The 19,045-nt window shown below is 60.3% G+C and carries 18 protein-coding genes; 17 read left to right on the top strand and 1 reads right to left on the bottom strand.

Going from position 1 to position 19,045, the window contains the following annotated elements:
• Positions 1–190 precede the first annotated feature (190 nt).
• Positions 191–823 (top strand): recombinase family protein, encoded by a 633-nt coding sequence (locus C2L80_RS10095; RefSeq protein ID WP_087195195.1) that lies wholly within the window; start codon positions 191–193, stop codon positions 821–823.
• A gap of 79 nt (positions 824–902) precedes the next feature.
• On the opposite strand, the gene C2L80_RS10090 is transcribed toward C2L80_RS10095, so the two are convergent.
• Complete coding sequence (locus C2L80_RS10090; protein ID WP_103263145.1) at positions 903–2,471, bottom strand: TrkH family potassium uptake protein; 1,569 nt, start codon at positions 2,469–2,471, stop codon at positions 903–905.
• 381 nt (positions 2,472–2,852) lie between these two features.
• On the opposite strand from C2L80_RS10090, the gene C2L80_RS10085 reads away from it, so the two are divergent.
• The 16 genes from C2L80_RS10085 to C2L80_RS10010 all read left to right on the top strand — a co-directional run bounded on the left by C2L80_RS10085 (position 2,853) and on the right by C2L80_RS10010 (position 18,894).
• Positions 2,853–3,437 carry a transcription termination/antitermination NusG family protein gene (locus C2L80_RS10085; protein WP_087194836.1) on the top strand — a complete coding sequence of 195 codons (585 nt, stop codon included), beginning with the start codon at positions 2,853–2,855 and terminating at the stop codon, positions 3,435–3,437.
• Between the two features lie 260 nt (positions 3,438–3,697).
• Positions 3,698–4,219, top strand: coding sequence for an antiterminator LoaP (loaP, locus tag C2L80_RS10080; RefSeq protein ID WP_157941061.1), 522 nt, complete (start codon positions 3,698–3,700; stop codon positions 4,217–4,219).
• Positions 4,220–4,271: 52 nt separating this feature from the next.
• Complete coding sequence (locus tag C2L80_RS10075; protein WP_129589939.1) at positions 4,272–4,730, top strand: sugar transferase; 459 nt, start codon at positions 4,272–4,274, stop codon at positions 4,728–4,730.
• Between the two features lie 15 nt (positions 4,731–4,745).
• Complete coding sequence (locus tag C2L80_RS10070; protein WP_204600578.1) at positions 4,746–5,489, top strand: sugar transferase; 744 nt, start codon at positions 4,746–4,748, stop codon at positions 5,487–5,489.
• 287 nt (positions 5,490–5,776) lie between these two features.
• Entirely contained in the window at positions 5,777–6,523 is a 747-nt protein-coding gene (locus C2L80_RS10065; RefSeq protein ID WP_204600576.1) for a sugar transferase, read from the top strand.
• Positions 6,520–7,668: a glycosyltransferase family 4 protein gene (locus C2L80_RS10060; RefSeq protein ID WP_103263143.1), complete on the top strand. Its 1,149-nt coding sequence runs from the start codon at positions 6,520–6,522 to the stop codon at positions 7,666–7,668. The genes C2L80_RS10065 and C2L80_RS10060 overlap by 4 nt, the downstream gene beginning before the upstream one ends.
• 13 nt (positions 7,669–7,681) lie before the next feature.
• Positions 7,682–8,221: a glycosyltransferase gene (locus C2L80_RS10055; protein WP_157941060.1), complete on the top strand. Its 540-nt coding sequence runs from the start codon at positions 7,682–7,684 to the stop codon at positions 8,219–8,221.
• Positions 8,222–9,331: a glycosyltransferase family 1 protein gene (locus C2L80_RS10050; RefSeq protein ID WP_103263141.1), complete on the top strand. Its 1,110-nt coding sequence runs from the start codon at positions 8,222–8,224 to the stop codon at positions 9,329–9,331. It abuts the gene before it with no gap.
• Complete coding sequence (locus tag C2L80_RS10045; RefSeq protein ID WP_103263140.1) at positions 9,328–10,359, top strand: glycosyltransferase family 2 protein; 1,032 nt, start codon at positions 9,328–9,330, stop codon at positions 10,357–10,359. The genes C2L80_RS10050 and C2L80_RS10045 overlap by 4 nt, the downstream gene beginning before the upstream one ends.
• Before the next feature lie 70 nt (positions 10,360–10,429).
• Positions 10,430–11,464 carry a hypothetical protein gene (locus tag C2L80_RS10040; protein ID WP_103263139.1) on the top strand — a complete coding sequence of 345 codons (1,035 nt, stop codon included), beginning with the start codon at positions 10,430–10,432 and terminating at the stop codon, positions 11,462–11,464.
• Between the two features lie 237 nt (positions 11,465–11,701).
• Positions 11,702–12,952 carry a glycosyltransferase family protein gene (locus C2L80_RS13740; RefSeq protein WP_129589937.1) on the top strand — a complete coding sequence of 417 codons (1,251 nt, stop codon included), beginning with the start codon at positions 11,702–11,704 and terminating at the stop codon, positions 12,950–12,952.
• Entirely contained in the window at positions 12,949–14,007 is a 1,059-nt protein-coding gene (locus C2L80_RS10030) for a polysaccharide biosynthesis protein (protein WP_103263137.1), read from the top strand. The genes C2L80_RS13740 and C2L80_RS10030 overlap by 4 nt, the downstream gene beginning before the upstream one ends.
• A gap of 83 nt (positions 14,008–14,090) precedes the next feature.
• Positions 14,091–15,374, top strand: coding sequence for an MATE family efflux transporter (locus C2L80_RS10025; protein WP_129589936.1), 1,284 nt, complete (start codon positions 14,091–14,093; stop codon positions 15,372–15,374).
• A 3-nt stretch (positions 15,375–15,377) separates the two neighbouring features.
• Positions 15,378–16,601 carry a polysaccharide biosynthesis C-terminal domain-containing protein gene (locus tag C2L80_RS10020; RefSeq protein ID WP_103263135.1) on the top strand — a complete coding sequence of 408 codons (1,224 nt, stop codon included), beginning with the start codon at positions 15,378–15,380 and terminating at the stop codon, positions 16,599–16,601.
• A 3-nt stretch (positions 16,602–16,604) separates the two neighbouring features.
• Complete coding sequence (locus C2L80_RS10015) at positions 16,605–17,798, top strand: UDP-N-acetyl glucosamine 2-epimerase (protein WP_103263134.1); 1,194 nt, start codon at positions 16,605–16,607, stop codon at positions 17,796–17,798.
• A gap of 46 nt (positions 17,799–17,844) precedes the next feature.
• Positions 17,845–18,894, top strand: a complete 1,050-nt coding sequence (locus C2L80_RS10010) for a nucleotidyltransferase domain-containing protein (protein ID WP_103263133.1) — start codon at positions 17,845–17,847, stop codon at positions 18,892–18,894.
• Positions 18,895–19,045: the final 151 nt, after the last annotated feature.

Genomic DNA, 19,045 nt, shown 5'->3' with positions numbered 1-19,045 from the left:
GCGGGGGAGTTGTGGTTCGAGGCGGCGGGGATCGCAGGGCGCTTTGGGCGCCGGGGATCGCTTCAGGATGCCGGGAAATGTCGGGCAGGAGGGTTCGCAGGTCGTTTTGGCTACGCTTTCGGGGAGTTCGGCCTTGCGCGAGTGGCGCAAGGCGCGGGAGACGGACAATCCGAAGTAGAGAGGGGCCGACGTGGCAGACCAAAAGACGGAACGTTCGCAGAGCGTGGTGTACGGATACGCGCGCGTGTCGGCGCGCGACCAAAGCCTTGCCCGACAACTCGATGCGCTCGATGCGTTTCCGGTGGCGCGCGCGAACGTCTACGTGGACAAGGCGAGTGGGAAGGACTTCGACCGCCCAGGGTATCGGGCGCTGTTCAGGCGGCTTGGGCCGGGGGATGTGCTCGTGGTGAAGAGCATCGATCGGTTGGGACGAAGCTACGACGAGACGCTTGAGGAATGGCGGCGCATCACGAAGGAGCGGAGGGCGGCCGTGGTGGTGCTCGACATGCCGCTGCTGGACACGCGCGAGCGCCGCGGCGACGTCACCGGGGCGTTTCTGGCCGACGTGGTGCTGCAGGTGCTCAGCTACGTCGCACAGGTGGAGCGCGAGAACACCCGGCAGCGCCAAGCCGAGGGGATAGCTTCGGCGAAAGCGCGGGGCGTGCAGTTCGGTCGACCGGCCATTCCGCGTCCGGCGGCGTACCAGGCCGTCAAGAGGGAGCGTTTGGCGGGCATGCTCACGGGCAAGGAGGCAGCCGCGCGTCTGGGCGTGAGTGTGAGGACGTTCGAGCGGTGGCTCAGATGCGATCGGGAAGGCTCTTGAAAGGCCCCGAGGCGCCTTCAAAGCGCTTCCGAGGCGTTTCGCGCTTGATGATCCCCGTTTCCGTCGCGGGCCGATTCCGCTACGGTCGGCTCCTGTCGCCGCCCGCATGCGGCGCAGAGGCGCTTCGCTGGCCATGCGGCATGCGCCGATGCGGCACGATGGTGGCGACGATCTCGATAACGATGGCTGCGAAGGTGACGAATTCCAGGCGTCCGGCCAGCATTTGGACGAGGTAGACGAACTCCAGGGAAGCGGGCATGTCGCAGGACACGATGCCGGAGAACACCCCGCCGTTGCTGGTCATCGCCACGGAGTCCACGATGGCTGTCAGTCCGTCTTGTCCGTGGGCGACACCGGCGAGCGCACCAAGAGCACATGTGGCCGTGAATAGGACGAACACGGTCATGGCCTCTTTCGACACGTTGTCATCGAGCGTGCGTCGGCCAAAATGATGGTATTCGGCCGCCATCCGGGCCGATTCGGGCACGAGGGCTTTTCGACAGGTGACGGAGATCGATTTGGCCACGATGCTCAGCCGGTGGAGCTTGAGGCCTCCCGCCGTGCTGCCCGCGCAGCCGCCCACGGCCATGAGCAGCACGAGCACGAGCAGCGCGCCGGAAGGGAGCACCTGCATCAGCTGATTCGTCGAAAGCGTTTGAAAGCCGGTGGTGGTGAGCGTCGAGATGATGGTGAACGTTCCTTGGCGCAGCAGCGTGGATGTGTCGGAGAACGTTGCGCTGCCGCATGCCGCCACCGTGAACAGCGCGGTCATTGCCGCGATCCATATTGCTCCGGTGCGCACTTCGCTGTCGCGGCCAATCTCGTCGATCCGTCCGCGCCGCGCGCCGAGGAGCAGCGCGAAGTTGAGGGCGCCGAGCAGCATGGTCACCATGAGCACGATCTCGATGGCGAACGAATGGTAGTACGTCACGCTCGAAGGCATGGGCGCGAACCCTCCGGTGGCGAACGCGGCAATGCTCAGCCAGACGCCGTGCAGGGCCGCGCGCCCGGTCTCCATTCCCGCAGCGAGGCAGAGAAAGCCGAGGGCGACTGCTGCGCCGACGACGATGGCGAGTGTTGTCCGGGCGATGAAGCGCGCCGTTTCGGCAACCTGGGGGATGAACCGCTCGCTGCGGCCTTCAGAGGTGTACAGGCTGGCGTCGATGCGCCGTCCGAACAAACCAAGGGACAGAGCGACCACGATGAATCCCAGCCCGCCGACAAGTTGCAGTGCGAAACGCCAGGTGTTGTCGGCGTTCGAGAGGTGCGGGAGGTCTTGTGCGAGGGAGACGCCGGTGGTGGTGAGCGCCGAGACGCATTCGAACAGCGCGTCGAAGTACCCGCCGAAATGCCCCGACAGCCATAACGGCACGGCGGCGAGGAGCGAGAGGAACACCCAGGCGATTCCGGTCACCGCGATAGCTTGGGTTCGGTCGAGGCGGGGTTTTTCCAATGCAGCGAACCGCAGCGCTGCGCCTACGATGAGGCAGAGTCCGCTTGAAAGGAGGTAGCGCGCCGCCGGCTCCCATTCGGACGATGCGACTGCGACGAGCGTTGGGGCCGCCATGCATGCGGCAAGCAGCTGCGCGAGCGCTCCGAGGTGGTGCGCTACGGCCCTCACGCCGGCGCGCGTCAACCGTGGGATCATAAAGCGGCGACGACCTCCTTCCATGCTTCCGAAGCGAAGATAGCCCACGAGGCGTCAACGGCGCGTAAATATCGGCGCGTCCGCGTTAAGATCGCGCAAAAGTGTGCAAAGCCGTTCGAGAATTGCCCCCGATCGCGCTTGCCCGTGACGGCAAAAAGCCTGTTCGGGGGGGGGGGGCTCAAAGAAAAAACTTGGTGCTGAAACGGTGGTTATTCGTGGGCAAAACGTAGACTTTTTGTCCGCGCCACTTCGAGAGGGCTTTCCTCACGACCAAGCACTCGCAACCTGCTCGTTTGCAAGTGCTGCCTATTGTCTCATCAGAACGGCAAAAAGTCTACGTTTTGCCGCATGCGCGAGAGGTGGAAGGATGGGAGGTGCGGCATGCGTGCGGATGCGTCGGCGGTCGCGATCCCCCTCTCCTCTTTGCCTGATCAATGTCCTTCCGACGGAGCGGTGCGGTGGTACGCCGTTCACGTGCCGGCTGGACGCGAGGCTTCCTTTGCCGAGAAGTGCCGCAAGGCGCTCGACCCCGCTCTTTTGGAGGACTGCATCGCCTCCCGCTACGAGCGCTACGTCAAGCGGGGCGGCGTTTGGCGCATCGAGACGGCGCCTCTGTTCGCCGAATACGTCTTCGTGGCGACGCGCGATGCGGAGGCACTTGCGAAGGCGCTCGGGAGGCTTTCGTTCGCTGCGCCCATCGTCGGCAGACGAGGGCGCGCGTACGCGCCGCTCGCGGCAGGAGTGCAATCGTGGCTGGAGTCGACGCTCGACGCCTCGCACGTCCTACGGGCGAGCGAGGGCCGCATCGACCAGGGAGTGCTCACGGTCGAACGCGGTCCGCTCAGAGGAAGCGAGCGGATCGTCCGCAAGATCGATCGTCGCAAGCGCTTGGCGTTCGTGGCCCTTGGCGGAGGCGACGAGGGGTTTCTTCTGAAGGCGGCTTTGAGCGTGCTGTCGAAGAGCTAACTTCGGACGACGAGGGGTCGCGCCCCGTGCGGGCGAGGCTCCTGATTGACTTGGGGCTTTTCGCAGGCGGCTCTCCTGGCGGCATCGCACCGTAGCGGGAGATTCGCCTGCGGGAAACCGCGACGGACATATCTTGGATGGGAAGGGCAGCGCCTGTGGCGTGTCTTGTTCGGTCCAAGGGGATGAATAGCCTTGCTTTGCGCGGGTGTTGCCGTATGGCGAAGCCATGCTTGGCGCCTGTGCGCAGAACGGAGTGCCTCATGGCCGATTGGTACGTGGTGCAGGTGAGGGGCGGGCAAGAGAACGCGGTCGTCGCCGCATTGCGGCGGATGGCGGGATCAGGCGTGCTCGAAGAGTGCTTCAGCCCTCGATGGCGAACGCAAAGGAAAATCCGCGGAGAGTGGCAGAGCGTGGAGCGGCTGCTCTTGCCGGGCTACGTGGTGGCGGTCACCGACGCTCCCCGCAAGCTGGACGAGGCGCTTCGGCGCGTGCCCGGCTTCACGAGGCTTCTGCGCAACGAGCGAGGTTTCACCCCCTTGGACAAGGACGAGGTCGCTTGGATCGGGCGGCACGCGCAGGGCGCGGACCGCGTTATCCCCCTGTCGAAAGCCGTCAAGGCCGGGGACGAGGTGGTCGTTGTGGAGGGCCCGCTGAAGGATCGCTGGTTCCAGGTCAAGCGCATCGACCGCCGCCGCGCGACGGCGTACGTGGAGATGGACTTCCTGGGGAGGAAAAAAGAAGTGCCGATAGGGTTGATGGTAATTGCCAAGCAGAGCGTGTGAGGGGTTCGACGAGGCCGACGTGCTTGGGGCGTCCTCGCGCTTGGGGCGTGGGGTGGAGGGATGCGCTGCTGATGCCGAAGCGATGCGGTTTCTGACCAAGCGCGATTCCGGCATGCGCCCCGATCTGTCGCGGTGCGGCTATCGCTTCGTCAAGCGGGTCTTCGATGTGCTCGTCTCTGGAGTGGCCCTTGCCCTCCTGCTCGTGCCGGGCGCTTTCCTCTGCGCCGTCATCTGCGCGAAGAGCCCTGGGACCGGGCCGCTGTACTCCCAATGGCGCGTCGGGCGCGTGCGCAGGGACGGCTCCTACCGGCTGTTCCGCATGACGGGGATGACGGTTTACATCGTTGCGACTGGATTTGGTCGCAGGAGGTATCACGTCGAAATAGCCTGCGAAATCGCAGGGAGAGACAATCTCATGCTCGATAATTTGGCAAGAGGCTTTTGGCGGCATGCCGATGGTATGTCGAATGAGGCCAACTTCGCATCTGGCTTAACTTTGGCGGTGGCATAAATGCCCTCTGAGGACATGGCGACTGTAGTAGCCGAAGCGCGGGAGGCCATATCCGCAGCTGCAGTTGCCGAGCACGTACCTGCTGACGTCCGGCGCGAAGCCGTAAAGCTCGATGTCGTTGCGCGGCACGAGCCTCACCTGCGCGAGAACGGCATTCCCGACGAGGTGCTGACGAAGCTGCTTCCCGGCGATGAGGTCATCGTGCTTGAGGAGCCGGAGGTCGCGGGTGGTTTGGGGTATCGCTTTGTGAAGCGCGTATTCGATGTGTGTTCGTGCGGCATTGCCCTCATCGTCCTCGCTATACCCATGAGTATTGTAGCTATCAAGATCAAGCTGGAGTCCCCTGGCCCCGTCATCTACGCACAGCGTCGCGTGGGCCTTAATGGTCGCGAGTTCGACGTCTACAAGTTTCGCAGCATGTATATCGATGCCGAGAAGCGCGGCGCGCAGTGGGCAACCGACGAGGACCCCAGGGTCACCCCATTCGGCCGCTGGATGCGTGACCGTCGCCTGGCTCCGGTAATAATAGGGACACCGGGCGACGGGGAGCCGACCAAATCCTTATCGCATCCAGTAAATTCCTCACTTGACCTGCATAAATGCGAGCGTCGCCCGGAACCTTTCCTGGTTGCGCAAACCCATTATACCAGCTTCCAATTCTTGTCTTTTGCCGTTTTCGGGGGTCTCGGGGCCGCCCGGAGACGGTCTCTCTGCGCCCGTGGCGCGGCTTCCCTCCGGGGCCTCAGGGCGGTGGCATAGATGGCAGACAACGTCATGAAGAAGGCTTCGACGGTCGCGTCTGAAAGGCGCCTAGGACGCAATCGATACTCCGCTTCCATCGACCAGCGAATCAACCAGAACACTAGCGCACTCGAGTGCGGTTTGAAAGAGGCTGTCTTAATTATGCCCGCGCTCAGATCAATAACCCTGAGCTAATCACGGAATCCAATGAGGGGTTTGAGCCAACAGTGATGAGACTCGGAAAGATGAGGCCTGACAAGCATTCTGCTAGGCCACTTCACGCACCAAACGATAGGCCTGCCCCGTTGGCTTACGGCGTCTCCCCGGAGCTCCGCCGGGAGGCGGCAGAGCTCGGCGAGGCTGGCAAGCATGAGCCCAAGCTCCGCGAGAACGGCATCCCAGCCGACGTGCTCGAGAAGCTCCTTCCGGGCAACGACGTCATCGAGCTGGACGAGCCAGTGATCGCAGGCGGCCTCGGCTACCGCTTCGCCAAGCGCGCCTTCGACGTCTGCGCTACCGGCGCAGCGCTCATTGTGCTCGCCATACCGATGCTCGTCATCGCGGCGAAGATCAAGTCAGAGTCGCCAGGCCCGGTGATCTACGCCCAGGAGCGCGTCGGTAGGGGCGGCAGGCCCTTCAATGTCTATAAGTTCCGCTCCATGTACGTGGACGCCGAGTCGCGCGGCGCGCGCTGGGCGTCAGGAGACGACCCGCGCGTCACGCCGTTCGGCCGCTTCATGCGAGAGAGGAGAATCGACGAGGTCCCCCAGTTCGTTAACATCCTCAAGGGCGACATGAGCCTCATCGGGCCCAGGCCCGAGCGCCCCGCGTTCTGCGAGGAGTTCGAGAAACGCATCCATGGCTGGCACTACAGGACGCTCGTACGCCCGGGCCTTTCCGGACTCGCGCAGGTGACGGGTGGCTACGACCTGCTGCCCAAGGAGAAGATCGTGCTCGACCTTGAGTACATCGAGCACAGAAGCGCCCTGCTGGACCTCAAGATCATACTGCGCACTCTCGGCGTGGTAAGGACCGGGGAGGGCGCGCGATGAGCTTTCCCAGCAGCGGAAGGGTCCTGTTCTCCGCCACGCTCGTTCGTGGCCATATCGCCAAGTTCCACATCCCTTACCTGAGATGGTTCAAGGAGCGGGGCTGGGAAACATGGGTTGCCGCGAAGAACGACTACCCCGACAAGAACTGCGAGATTCCCTACTGCGATCACTTCGTGAACATCGACTTCGCACGCAGCCCGTTCTCGAAGCAGACGCTCGTCGCGTACCGTGAGCTCAGGAGGCTCTTCGCAGAGGAGCGCTTCGACCTCGTGCACACCCACACGCCTGTGGGTGGGGTGCTCACCCGCCTCGCGGCGCGCGATGCGCGAAAAGCGGGGACGAGGGTCGTCTACACCGCACACGGGTTCCACTTCTACAAGGGTGCCCCGCTTGCGAACTGGCTGCTGTGGTACCCGGTCGAGCGGTTCATGTCCCGGTTCACGGACGTGCTGATAACCATCAACCACGAGGACTATGAGCGCGCGAAGGGGTTCGCGCACTGCCGGGTGGAGTACGTGCCCGGCGTTGGCGTTGACCTCTCGCGCTTCGCCGCCGTGAAGTGCGCCGGTGCCAAGCGCGAAGAGCTTGGGCTCGCCCCGGGCGACTTCGCCCTGCTGTCGGTCGGCGACCTCATACCGCGCAAGAACCAGGCCGCCATCGTCCGCGCCCTGCCGCTCCTGTCAGCGAATACGAAGCTGATCGTGTGCGGGGAGGGTCCCGAGCGCGAGAACCTCCTGTCTCTCGCCGGGCAGCTTGGGGTGTCCGACCGGCTCGCCCTCCTCGGCTTTCGTGACGACATGGCGGAGATCATGCATGCCTGCGACTGTCTCGTCTTCCCGTCGGTTCACGAGGGGCTCCCCGTGTCCGTCATGGAGGCGATGGCCTCTGGGCTACCTGTCGTGGCGAGCCCGATTCGCGGCATTGACCCCGACCTGCTCGACGATCATGTCAGCGGGCTCTTGCTCCCGGACTCAGAGCCGGCCTCCATTGCCGCAGCGGTGTCCGAGCTTATGGATGATGGTGAGCTGCGCGGCCGTTTGATTGCCGGGGCAGTTTCCTCGGTTTGCCGCTTTGGTCTGGATGAAGCCCTTGCCTCGACCAGCAAGATCTACGTCGGGGAGGTGCTCGATGCTGACACGCGCTGAGCTCGGATACAGCATGGATGACTATATCGTCCTCGCCATAAGTGATCTCAATGCGAACAAGAATCACAAAGCTTTAATCGAGGCATTGCCGTGCCTGCCGGACAGAGTGAAGGTCTGCATAGCCGGTGAGGGCCCTCTTCGTCAGGAATTGAGTGAGTTGGCTGTACGCCTTGGCGTGTTCGACCGCGTTGTCTTCCTGGGTTTCAGGAAGGATATCGCGGCCATCCTGAACGCGTGTGACCTCTTCTGCCTTCCTTCAAAGCGAGAGGGGCTGCCCGTCTCCCTTATTGAGGCACTTGCGACGGGGTCTCCTGCTCTAACGTCTGACGCGCGCGGCTGCTCTGACGTTTTGGGCGACCTTGGGCATAGGTTTGTGGTGCGGGGATCTGATTCAAGAAGTTTGGCAAAGCAGATTATGTCTATTGTTAGCGACGGATACCCAGTCGATTCAGCCTCTCTCAGGCAGAGGGCTGCTGCTTTCGGGCTTGATTCCGCTATTGCTGCTACCGCAAAGGTCTACGAGAGAATATTTTGCATTAGGGAGGCGGCGTAGATGACCGAGCCCCTTCGTGTCCTTCAGGTCGTCACAAAGATGGAACGCGGCGGTCTGGAGACCTTCATCATGAACATGTACCGCAATGTCGACCGCGCACGCGTTCAGTTCGACTTCCTGTGCCACCGGGAGGGCGATTTCGCTTACGACGATGAGATAAAACGCCTAGGGGGCAGAATCTACCGCGTCCCAAGGTGCAATCCGCTCGATCTCCGTTATCTCAGAGCGATCGACGGGTTCTTCTCGGGGCATCCATATCGTGTCGTGCATTCCCATATTGATTGCATGAGCGCGCTTCCCCTCGCTGCCGCCAGGCGGCACGGGACTGTTGTGCGAATCGCTCACTCGCACAACAGCCGTCAGGACCGGGATATCAAGTATCCGATTAAGATGCTTTGCAAACGGTTTATTCGTCGGGAGGCCACCGACCTGTTCGCCTGTGGCGTCGAGGCGGGCAGGTGGATGTTCGGCACCGACGACTTCACGGTCGTGCGGAACGCCATCGACGTGGACGAGTACGCCTTCGACGGGACCAGGAGGGAGCGCACGAGGAGAGATCTCGGCGTTCCCGAAGGAACGCTCGTCATAGGCCATGTCGGTAGGTTCATGCCGCAGAAGAACCATGCGTTCATTCTCGATGTCTTTGCGGAGGTTTTGAGGCTCCGACCGGATGCGGTCCTGCTGCTCATCGGGGACGGCGAGCTGCGCGCGGTGCGAGAACAGCAGGCAGCTGATCTTGGCATTTCGGATTCGGTCAAGTTCCTCGGCGTCCGCTCGGACGTGCCCGACCTGATGCAGGCGATGGACGTCTTCCTCATGCCCTCGCTCTACGAGGGACTTCCTCTCGTGCTCGTGGAGGCGCAGGCGGCGGGGCTGCCGTGCGTGATCTCCGACTCGATCCCGACAGATTGCGATATGGATGGATCAAGTATCACTCGGCTCTCGCTTGGCGCATCTGTTATTCAGTGGGCCACAAAGGTAGCTGAATCATTTGAGAAGAATGATCGGGATGGCGGTTCGGAAAACGTCAGGAGGGCTGGCTTTGATGTGCAAGAGTCGGCGATGCGACTCGAGTCTTTTTACCTGAATCGAGCGGAGGCGTATCGATGATTTCCGAAGCGCTTGTTAGCATAATTATTCCTGCACTCGACGCAGCTTCTGTGATTCGAAATAGTGTCGAATCTGTCTTACGGCAGACATATTCAATTATTGAAGTTATCGTAGTGGACAACGGTTCTTCAGATGGAACGTGCGAAGCCGTCCAAGAATTAACTCAACTAGACGGTAGGGTGCGCCTTGTCGAGTCAGGACGCACGGGCGTCTCGAGTGCACGTAACATGGGCATTGAAAAGGCGAGGGGTGAATTCATAACATTTTGCGATGCCGACGATGAAATGACGCGAGATGCCATTTCCTCCCTCCTAAAACGTACGAATGTGGCTGATATCGTTGCAGGTGGTATGTCTTTTGATGTCGTTGACGATAAAGGAAGTATTGTCTCATCTTTAGCAAGACAGCTTACCGTTCCATTCGGAGTTCAAGGTGAAGGGCTCGGTCAATACTTTGAGGATCTTTGGGCTAAGAACTATCTGCAAAGTTGCTGTTCCAAACTATATTCCGTTCAGTTCCTTCGGAAAAGTGGTGTTCGTTTCGACGAGCGTCTCAGCTCCTATGAGGATTTATCGTTCGTTCTCGACTGTTTATCACACGGTGCCTCAATTACGGCGATTCCTGACATCTGCTATCGGTACTTTCGCTCAACTTCGGAGTCGAATTCAACGAGATATAAGTCAAATATGACTGACCAGATGCAGCTAGTTTCCGAGAACGTTGCCTCGTTTTATGAGAAGGTTCTGAAAAAACCCAAGGACGCTTCATGCTTTATGCACGTTGCTCAGCTCCTCGTTGTTTCGGTCAACAACGCGCAGGCTGCTCCAGAGGATGGGCGAACGATTCGGACGGCTATTGCTGATGTATTCTCGCGCCGAGTCTTCACAGAAACTGTTAGTAGTGCAACCAGCTATTCCAATGGATATTCAAGGTTGGTGTGCCTTCTTGGTTCGAGGCGTTGCTACGGGCTTGTCGCAGTGCTTGCGCGGTTCCGTAACTGGGTTAGGGGAAAACGTGCAGCACGATAAACGTATGGCGATGCACTCGTCGCGGGCTGAAAGTGGCCCGGTAAGGCGGAAACGTTGGCTCAAGGCCGCCATGGCGTTATTTGGGCTTTCTCTATCTACGAACGTGGTGTATGCGTTCATCGTAGGCAGCACATGCGTATACATCGGATACGTCTTTGCTCTTATCCTCTGCGGATATCTGTTCTTTTCGGATAGGAGCAAGGGGGGCGCTAAACTAGATTTAGTCGACGGCTCGATTTGGGTGTTCGTCGCTGTTGCCTGTCTGTCTATATTCCCGGCAACCATATATGCCTTCTCTGCTCAGTTGCCTCTAGAGACGCCTCTGGTTGTGATGCGTGGGCTTGTCGTGCTTCTTTGTGGTGTTGCGGTGTATTACGCGGTGGTGCGGCTGGCAGACTATTCGAAGTATGTAGTCATAGGAATGGCGATAGGTATAGTGGTTAACGGCTTTGTAAGCCTGCTTCAGATGATCGCCTATAACTCAGGGTCATTTTTTACGCTGTACTACTTGTTTCCGCAGAGTTCTTTTTCAGTTTCAGCAGATTGGTCCATCTGGGGAACACTCCCAGAAGGAGCTGATGGATTACCCACCTTTCGCGCTCAAGGCCTTTTTTTGGAGGCCTCTCACCTGATGGTATTTCTTGCATGCCTAGCTCCGGTTGCCTTCGTTTCTCTTCGGTCGATCGTGGCAAAAACGGGGGTGCTGATTGCCACGATGTTTTGTTGCATAACCTCATTGTCTCCAAATGTGTTATTCATCCTTGTGGCAAGCACTTGGCTGTTGCTCTCATACCTGAATAGAAGCAACTCTAAAGAGCTGAGGTTGAGAAGGGGGTGGGTGCTTGTTGCGATTGTCGCCGTGTTCGTACTTGCATGTGTAGTTGTGCTGCACCTAGATTTTATCGCTTCCGCCTTTTCCTCCGTCATCAGCTCCATAGCGGACTTAAATGTCTTCACGTCAAGCGACACAGGAACAATGGACCGCTGGGAGTCTATGCTGAAAGCACTTTCTGCATGCATGCAGTATCCATTGGAGCAGGGTGGAACACCGAGAGCATCGTTCTCGCTTATGAGGTTGGAGAAGTCGCCTCTCACAGCTATTTAATTAGACTTCTTCTAGAAGTTGGCATTATTGGCGTCATTGCCTACTTTGCCCTCATCGCGCGACATTGCAAGGCACTCCTGTCGAGGAACTCGAACATTGAAGATCTAGCCGTCGGCGTAGCAGTCTTGATTCTACTTGTGTGCCAAGCAACCAATGGGATGACGTTGGTGCCTTGGACGTGGGCGCTCATGGGTCTCTCCTCAATTGCTACCAAGAGAATTGAAAGGGGACACAGAAATGAGTAGTAAGCCCACTGCCATCATCCTCTGCGATTACTGGTATCCATACATTTCGGCAAACTCAGTGTGTGTTCAGGCCATCCTTTCTGCTTTAGAAAGAATTTACAACGTTATTGTCATAGCAGCGGATGAACCCGTCGAAAACGTTGCATCTAATGTCAAGTTTCTGTCTGTGGGAGATATAGGGATTAATTCGGCTCTCAAACGCGTCAAGCGATCACAGTTTCTCACAAGATTCTTGAAGCTATCTTACAAGCCGATAGCAGCAATGAATATCTTCAGGTTTCCGATTCGGTCATTGCGCTGGGCCCATAGGTACGCGAAGAAAGCCGCCTCTGTCTTTGAATCCAATAATGTCAGACTAGTCCTTGCCGTAAGCTATCCGGCGGAAGCGGTACTTGCTGCAAAGTTTTTGAAGAGACGCTACCCCGATGTCACGGCAATAGGGTGGTTTCTAGATGCAACGGCTGTCGGTGTTTTGCAAAAAAACGCGGTATGTAAAAAAATCAGCTCTGCATCTGCAGTCCGATATGAGACGGATGCCGGTAAGGAACTTGATGGAATGATGTACCTTACGTCTGCTTCGCCCCTGGCGAAAAGCATCCATGGGGAAAACAACCCGAAGCTGGCGTTTGCCGACCCTCCGTTGCTGAGCAGAAATACGGTACGGTTTACTTGGAATCCAAGAGAGGGCAAAGTAATCTCGATACTTTACACGGGGACGCTGTACAACCCTGACAGAAACCCCACTCGCTTTGTCGAAGGAATGAGGGAATACTGCCAAGAAGGCAGAGTGACTATTTCATTTGCCGGCAATGACGGGGAGATTCTACGAGACCTTGCAACTTCAGTACCCAACGTACATAGGTTGGGAGTCCTCTCTTTGGAGGAGTGTAACAAAGCGATAGAAGATGCCGATATCCTTCTCAGCATAGGAAATCGAAGTCCCTATCTCGTTCCTAGCAAGCTCTTCAAATACATGTCTACGGGAAAGCCGATCATTCATTTGTCACGCGGGCAAAAGGACAGCTGTCTGCCATTTTTGAAAAAATATCCGCTCGCCCTTGTTTTGAGCGAGGAACATGCGGATATCATCGCCGAATTTTCCGCCTTTATTCAGAAGCTGGAAGCGCTCAGCGGAACTGAGATTGATCTATCGGGCATCTACCCAGCGGCTTTTCCGAATTACACCGTTGAGCTTATTCAAACACTGCAAGAAAAGCATTTTCATGAAAGGACGTTTAAATGATCGGTACCTCAGCCTTCGGCGGCAAGACCCTCATGATAACCGGCGGCACGGGGAGCTTCGGCAACACCGTGCTCAAGCACTTCCTCAAGTCCGACATCGGCGAGATCCGCATCTTCTCGCGCGACGAGAAGAAGCAGGACGACATGCGCCACATGCTTCAGGAGCGCTACCCGGAGGAGGCCCACAAGGTCCGCTTCTTCATCGGCGACGTCCGCAACGCCCAGTCCGTGCGCGACGCCATGCATGGCGTGGACTACATTTTCCACGCGGCGGCGCTCAAGCAGGTGCCCTCCTGCGAGTTCTTCCCCATGGAGGCCGTGCGCACCAACGTCATCGGCACGGACAACGTACTGCACGCCGCCATCGACGAGGGCGTGGACCGCGTGGTCTGCCTCTCCACGGACAAGGCCGCCTACCCCATCAACGCCATGGGCAAGTCCAAGGCCATGATGGAGTCGATCATCTACGCCAACGCGAGGAACGGCGCCGGGCGCACCACCATCTGCTGCACGCGCTACGGCAACGTCATGTGCTCGCGCGGCAGCGTGATCCCGCTCTTCATAGACCGCATCAGGAAGGGCGAGCCGCTCACGGTGACCGACCCCGCCATGACCCGCTTCCTCATGAACCTCGACGAGGCCGTGGACCTCGTGCAGTTCGCCTTCGAGCACGCCGAGCCCGGCGACCTCTTCATCCAGAAGGCGCCGGCATCCACCATCGGCGACCTCGCGGAGGCGGTGCAGGAGGTCTTCGGCCGCACCGGCACCCAGATCATCGGCACGCGCCACGGCGAGAAGCTCTACGAGACCCTCATGACCCGCGAGGAGCGCCTGCGCGCCGAGGACATGGGCGAGTACTTCCGCGTCCGCTGTGACTCCCGCGACCTCAACTACGACCAGTTCGTCGTGGAGGGCGAAGTCAAGACCCAGGCGGACGAGCCCTACACGAGCCACAACACCAGACGCCTGAACGTTCAGGAGACGGTTGAGAAGATCAAGACCGCCGAGTACGTGCAGCTCGCCCTCGAGGGCCGCGAGAACGAGGCGGTGCAGTAGCTAAAGTGCAAATAGGCGTAACGAATCTCGACAAGACGATAAAACTCAACGCGCTGGGGTCCTATGCGGTGAAGGGGCTTTCCATGCTCGTTGGGCTCGCTGCCGTTCCTGCCTATATGAGGTATTTCGACAACAGCACGGTACTTGGTACCTGGTACACCATCCAGACGATGCTCCAGTGGGTGCTCATGTTCGACCTTGGAATCGGGAATGGTCTTCGCAACGAGCTTGTCACGGCGCTTGTCAAAGACGATAAGGAGGCAGCTGGCGGGTATGTCAGCTCGTCGTATCGTCTGATGGGCGTGGTTTGTCTCTTACTTGCCATTATTGTGTCACTGCTGGCGATTTTTGTGCCTTGGAACGCCGTCCTGAACATTGGGGAAGGGCTCGTGTCTTCGCGTGCGCTTTCTGCTTGCATGGCAATCGTAGGGATCGGGGTCGTTCTCCAGCTGTTTCTCCAACTGGTCAACGGAGTTCTGTATGCTCTTCAGCTCTCGTCCGTCGTGAACGCTCTCGGCTTAGTCTCGAACGCGCTCATACTCGCTTTCATTTTGGTGGTGCCCGGCTCAAACGATGAATCGAACCTGCTAATGCTGGGCCTCGCCAACGTCGCTTGCATGATCCTTCCCCCGATGGTTGCAACGGTGATCGTCTTTCGAAAGAATCTGCTCGGAGCCAAGGTGAGCTGGAGCTCGTTCGAGTGGATCTACGCAAAACGAACTTTGTCTACGGGGTTGGTTATCCTCGTGCTGCAGGTAACTTGGATGATCGTGGCGAGCACCCACTCGCTTCTTATTTCACTCTTCCGAGACCCCTCCGAGGTTGTTGAGTACCAAATCTACTACAAGGTCTACTACACCCTCGGATCCATCGCTGCAATCGCGCTCGTTCCCATTTGGTCGGCAGTGACGATGGCCGCTACGCAGGGGCGATACGGTTGGATCATCTCGACCTATAAGAGATGCCTCCTTCTTGCGTTGGGCGTAGGCGCGGTTTGCCTGGTGAGCGCGCCATTCGTCCAATTCGGGTTCGACCTGTGGCTCGGAGACAGCAGTGTTCCCGTCAACCTATGGTATGTGGCGATAATGTCTTTGTACTCCGTGGCATTTGTCCTGCAGAACGTTAACACGTCTATTGGAAACGGGCTCTCGTATTTCAAGGTGCAGCTTTTGCTGATGGGGATTGCCGCAATCCTGATGGTGCCCCTCTCATGGGCACTATGCAACGCCTTGGGCGGGTGGATTGGAGTCGTGCTTGCCACTGTCCTTGCGATTCTTCCGTTTCAGTTCGTAGAGCCAGTTGCTTGCATCAGACATCTTCGGAAGCTGGGGCAGAGCAAGATGGTAGGGAAAAACCAGAAGGAGTAGATTGTGAAGATACTCGTCACCGGCGCCAAGGGGTTCGTGGGCAGGAACCTCTGCGAGGCGCTCAAGAACGTCCGCGACGGCAAAGACCGCCGCCCTCGCTACCAGTCCCTGCTGCCCCTCACCGTCTTCGAGTACGACCGGGACGGAACCCGCGAGGAGCTCTCGCTCTACTGCTCCGAGGCCGACTTCGTCTTCAACCTCGCGGGCGTGAACCGCCCGGAGGACCCCGCCGACTTCATGCGCGGCAACTTCGGCTTCGCCTCGGAGCTCCTGGGCCTCCTCGAGCACCACGAGAACCGCTGCCCGGTCATGCTCTCGAGCTCGGTCCAGGCGACGCTCGAGGGCCGCTACGCCGGGAGCGCCTACGGCGAGTCCAAGCTCGCCGGGGAGCAACTTTTCAGGGAATATTCCGAGCGCACGGGAGCCCCGGTCCTGATCTACCGGTTCCCGAACCTCTACGGCAAGTGGTGCCGTCCGAGGTACAACTCTGCCGTGGCCACGTTCTGCGATGCGATCGCCAACGGGCGCGAGTTCCACGTGGACGACCCCTCCACGGAGCTTGAGCTCCTCTGGGTGGGCGACCTCGTCGACGCCATGCTGGAGGCGCTCATCGGAAACGTCGAGCGCTGCCGCTACGAGGGTGCGCAGGCGGTTCCCGACCCCGAGGGCGGGTTCTGCCACGCCGGCCCGACCGACCGGGCTACCCTTGGGGAGATAGTCGCGATGCTCGAGGGCTTCGCCGCGTCGAGGAGGACGCTCGGCGTCCCCGGCCTCGAGGAGGGCTCCTTCTCCAAGAAGCTCTGGAGCACCTTCGAGAGCTACTACGAAGGGGGCTCGCTCGCCTACCCGCTCCATGCGAACGTGGACGACCGCGGATCCTTCACCGAGTTCCTGCGCACCCCCGACAGGGGGCAGGTATCGATCAACGTCTCCAAGCCCGGAGTCACCAAGGGCAACCACTGGCACCAGTCCAAGTGGGAGCGCTTCCTCGTCGTCTCGGGCGAGGCGCTGATCCGCCTGCGCCGCGTCGGCATGGACGCCGAGGGCGAGCCGTACCCGACGGACGAGTACCGCGTCTCCGGCGCCGATCCCCTCGTCGTCGACATGGCTCCCGGCATGACGCACTCCATCACCAACCTCTCCGAGACCGAGGACCTCGTGACCCTCATGTGGGCAAGCGAGCCATTCGACCCCGAAAGCCCCGACACCTATTACGAGGAGGTATAAGCCATGCCCATCGACTACTCGAACGTCTCCTTCAAGGGCGACGGACGCCTCAGGCTCCTCATCGTCGTGGGCACCCGCCCCGAGGTCATCCGCCTCTCCGAGGTGATAAAGAAGTGCCGCCGGCACTTCGACTGCCTGTTGGCGCACACGGGCCAGAACTACGACTACACGCTGAACGGGATTTTCTTCCGCGACCTCGAGCTCGCAGACCCCGACGTCTACCTCGACTGCGCGGGCGGGGACCTCGGCGAGAGCATCGGCAACATCGTCGACCGCTCCTACAAGCTCATGGTGAAGGTGAGGCCGGACGCGCTGCTCGTCCTCGGCGACACCAACTCCTGTCTCTCCGTCATCCCGGCGAAGAGGCTCCACGTCCCGATCTTCCACATGGAGGCAGGCAACCGCTGCAGGGACGAGTGCCTGCCCGAGGAGACCAACCGCCGCATCGTGGACGTGATCTCCGACGTGAACCTCGCCTACTCGGAGCAAGCAAGGCGCTACCTCAAGGACACGGGCTGCGCCCCGGAGCGCACCTTCGTCACGGGGAGCCCCATGGCCGAGGTGCTCCACAGGAACCTGGAGAAGATCGAGGTGTCGAACGTCCTCGCGGAGCTCGGCCTCGAGCCTAAGCGCTACATGCTGCTCTCGGCGCACCGCGAGGAGAACATCGACACCGAGGCGAACTTCCGCTCGCTCTTCTCCGCCGTCAACGCGCTCGCCGAGGCCTACGATATGCCGATCCTCTACAGCTGCCACCCGCGCTCCCGAAAGCGCCTCGAGGAGACCGGCTTCAGGCTCGACCCGCGCGTGCGCATGCACGAGCCCATGGGCTTCCACGACTACAACTGCCTGCAGATGAACGCCTTCTGCGTCGTCTCGGACTCCGGGACCCTGCCCGAGGAGTCGAGCTTCTTCGCGAGCGTCGGGCACCCGTTCCCGGCGGTCTGCATAAGGACCTCCACCGAGCGCCCCGAGGCGCTCGAGAGGGGCTGCTTCACCCTCGCTGGCATCACCGGGAGGGGGCTCCTGCAGGCGGTGCGCACCGCTGTGGCGCTCGACGCCGAGGGGAGCTACCCAGAGGCGCCTGTTCCCGACTACGCTACCGAGTCCGTCTCCACCAAGGTCGTGAAGATCGTCCAGTCCTACACCGGCATCGTGGACAAGATGGTGTGGAGGAAGAGCGGAAGTTATACGTAGCGGCCAAGTTGATCCGGTCTGCATGCCGAGAAGGAGTTGAAACTCCATGGAGAATGGGCTCGAGCCTGACCAGATGGTGACGTGCTACCTAGTTCACCTGATAGGCTGCGCGCTCTCGAATCGCGAGCCGGAGGTTCTCCCTGACGGGCTCTCCTGGGAGGACGTCGTCTCTCGCGCGCGAGACAACAGCGTCCTGGGGCTGATTTGGCACGCCGCGCGCTGGCTCGATGGCATCCCCGGTGGCGTGCGCGAGTCCTGCCAGCGCTTCTCGGACATGGTCGCGCTGCACAACGTCCGATACGAGGCGGAGCGCACGGCGGTCTGCGCGGCGCTGCGGGCGGAGGGCCTGAGCGTGCTGCCGCTCAAGGGCGCGAGCCTCGTCTCCCGCTACTCCGACTACTCGATGCGCGAGGTCGGGGACAACGACCTCCTCTTCGGGCTGGTTGGCATGGACGGGCACGGTATCTGTTTCAGCCGCGTTGATTCTGGGGAAGGCGCTGCGCGGCTCCGCGAATGTGCCCTGCGCGTCATGGGAGGGCTGGGCTACGCCCCCGTCCCGGACGCGGAGGAGTGCCACCTGCACCTCGTCAAGGACCCCGGACTCAGCTTCGAGCTGCACGACCGGCTCTTCTCCGACCGGTGGTCGTTCGCCGGCTACTACCGCGACCCGTGGCGGCTCGCGCGGCCAGTGGATGAAAGCTCGATTGGCTGCGGCGCGGGCATGGAGCTCGCACTCCCGCCCGAGGACGAGTACGTCTACCTCATGGCGCACGCGTGCAAGCACGCTCGGTACAAGGACGTCGGCCTGCGTGTGCTGGCGGACGTCATCGTGATGAATAAGACATTTGGTTATTCTTTCGACCGTTGCTACATCCGCGAGCAGCTCCTGGAGCTGGGAATCCTCGACTTCGCCGAGCCGCTCGAGCGCTTTGCGCGTGCCGTCTACGAGGGCGCGCCGCTCACCGACGACCAGCTCGATGCCGTCACGCACATGATGCTCTGCGGAACCTACGGCACCGAGGCGGAGGGCGTGCGCATCCGCATGCGTCGGGAGGCCGGGGAAGGCGGGAGCCCGCGCCTCGCCGAGTTCCGCTGATTTTTCTCGTTTGAAGCGGTGAAGAGGGGGTGCGGACGTTTTTCCGGACGGCCTAGGCGGCCAGCCCCAGCCGCCTCCTGCGGCCGGCTATCGTATCGTACACCTTGCGCCCTCCCTCGTCGAACGCCTTCAGCCTCCCCTCCCGGTACCA

This window comes from Rubneribacter badeniensis (assembly GCF_002899695.1).
GTDB classification, from domain to species: Bacteria; Actinomycetota; Coriobacteriia; order Coriobacteriales; family Eggerthellaceae; genus Rubneribacter; species Rubneribacter badeniensis.
This window is presented reverse-complemented; position numbering and strand designations above follow the sequence as displayed.

Coding starts and splice junctions, on each gene's coding strand:
- C2L80_RS10090 (WP_103263145.1), bottom strand. CDS start 2,471: ATGATCCCACGGTTGACGCGCGCCGGCGTGAGGGCCGTAGCGCACCAC.
- C2L80_RS10085 (WP_087194836.1), top strand. CDS start 2,853: ATGCGTGCGGATGCGTCGGCGGTCGCGATCCCCCTCTCCTCTTTGCCT.
- loaP (WP_157941061.1), top strand. CDS start 3,698: ATGGCCGATTGGTACGTGGTGCAGGTGAGGGGCGGGCAAGAGAACGCG.
- C2L80_RS10070 (WP_204600578.1), top strand. CDS start 4,746: ATGGCGACTGTAGTAGCCGAAGCGCGGGAGGCCATATCCGCAGCTGCA.
- C2L80_RS10060 (WP_103263143.1), top strand. CDS start 6,520: ATGAGCTTTCCCAGCAGCGGAAGGGTCCTGTTCTCCGCCACGCTCGTT.
- C2L80_RS10055 (WP_157941060.1), top strand. CDS start 7,682: ATGGATGACTATATCGTCCTCGCCATAAGTGATCTCAATGCGAACAAG.
- C2L80_RS10050 (WP_103263141.1), top strand. CDS start 8,222: ATGACCGAGCCCCTTCGTGTCCTTCAGGTCGTCACAAAGATGGAACGC.
- C2L80_RS10045 (WP_103263140.1), top strand. CDS start 9,328: ATGATTTCCGAAGCGCTTGTTAGCATAATTATTCCTGCACTCGACGCA.
- C2L80_RS10040 (WP_103263139.1), top strand. CDS start 10,430: ATGGCGTTATTTGGGCTTTCTCTATCTACGAACGTGGTGTATGCGTTC.
- C2L80_RS13740 (WP_129589937.1), top strand. CDS start 11,702: ATGAGTAGTAAGCCCACTGCCATCATCCTCTGCGATTACTGGTATCCA.
- C2L80_RS10030 (WP_103263137.1), top strand. CDS start 12,949: ATGATCGGTACCTCAGCCTTCGGCGGCAAGACCCTCATGATAACCGGC.
- C2L80_RS10025 (WP_129589936.1), top strand. CDS start 14,091: ATGCTCGTTGGGCTCGCTGCCGTTCCTGCCTATATGAGGTATTTCGAC.
- C2L80_RS10015 (WP_103263134.1), top strand. CDS start 16,605: ATGCCCATCGACTACTCGAACGTCTCCTTCAAGGGCGACGGACGCCTC.
- C2L80_RS10010 (WP_103263133.1), top strand. CDS start 17,845: ATGGAGAATGGGCTCGAGCCTGACCAGATGGTGACGTGCTACCTAGTT.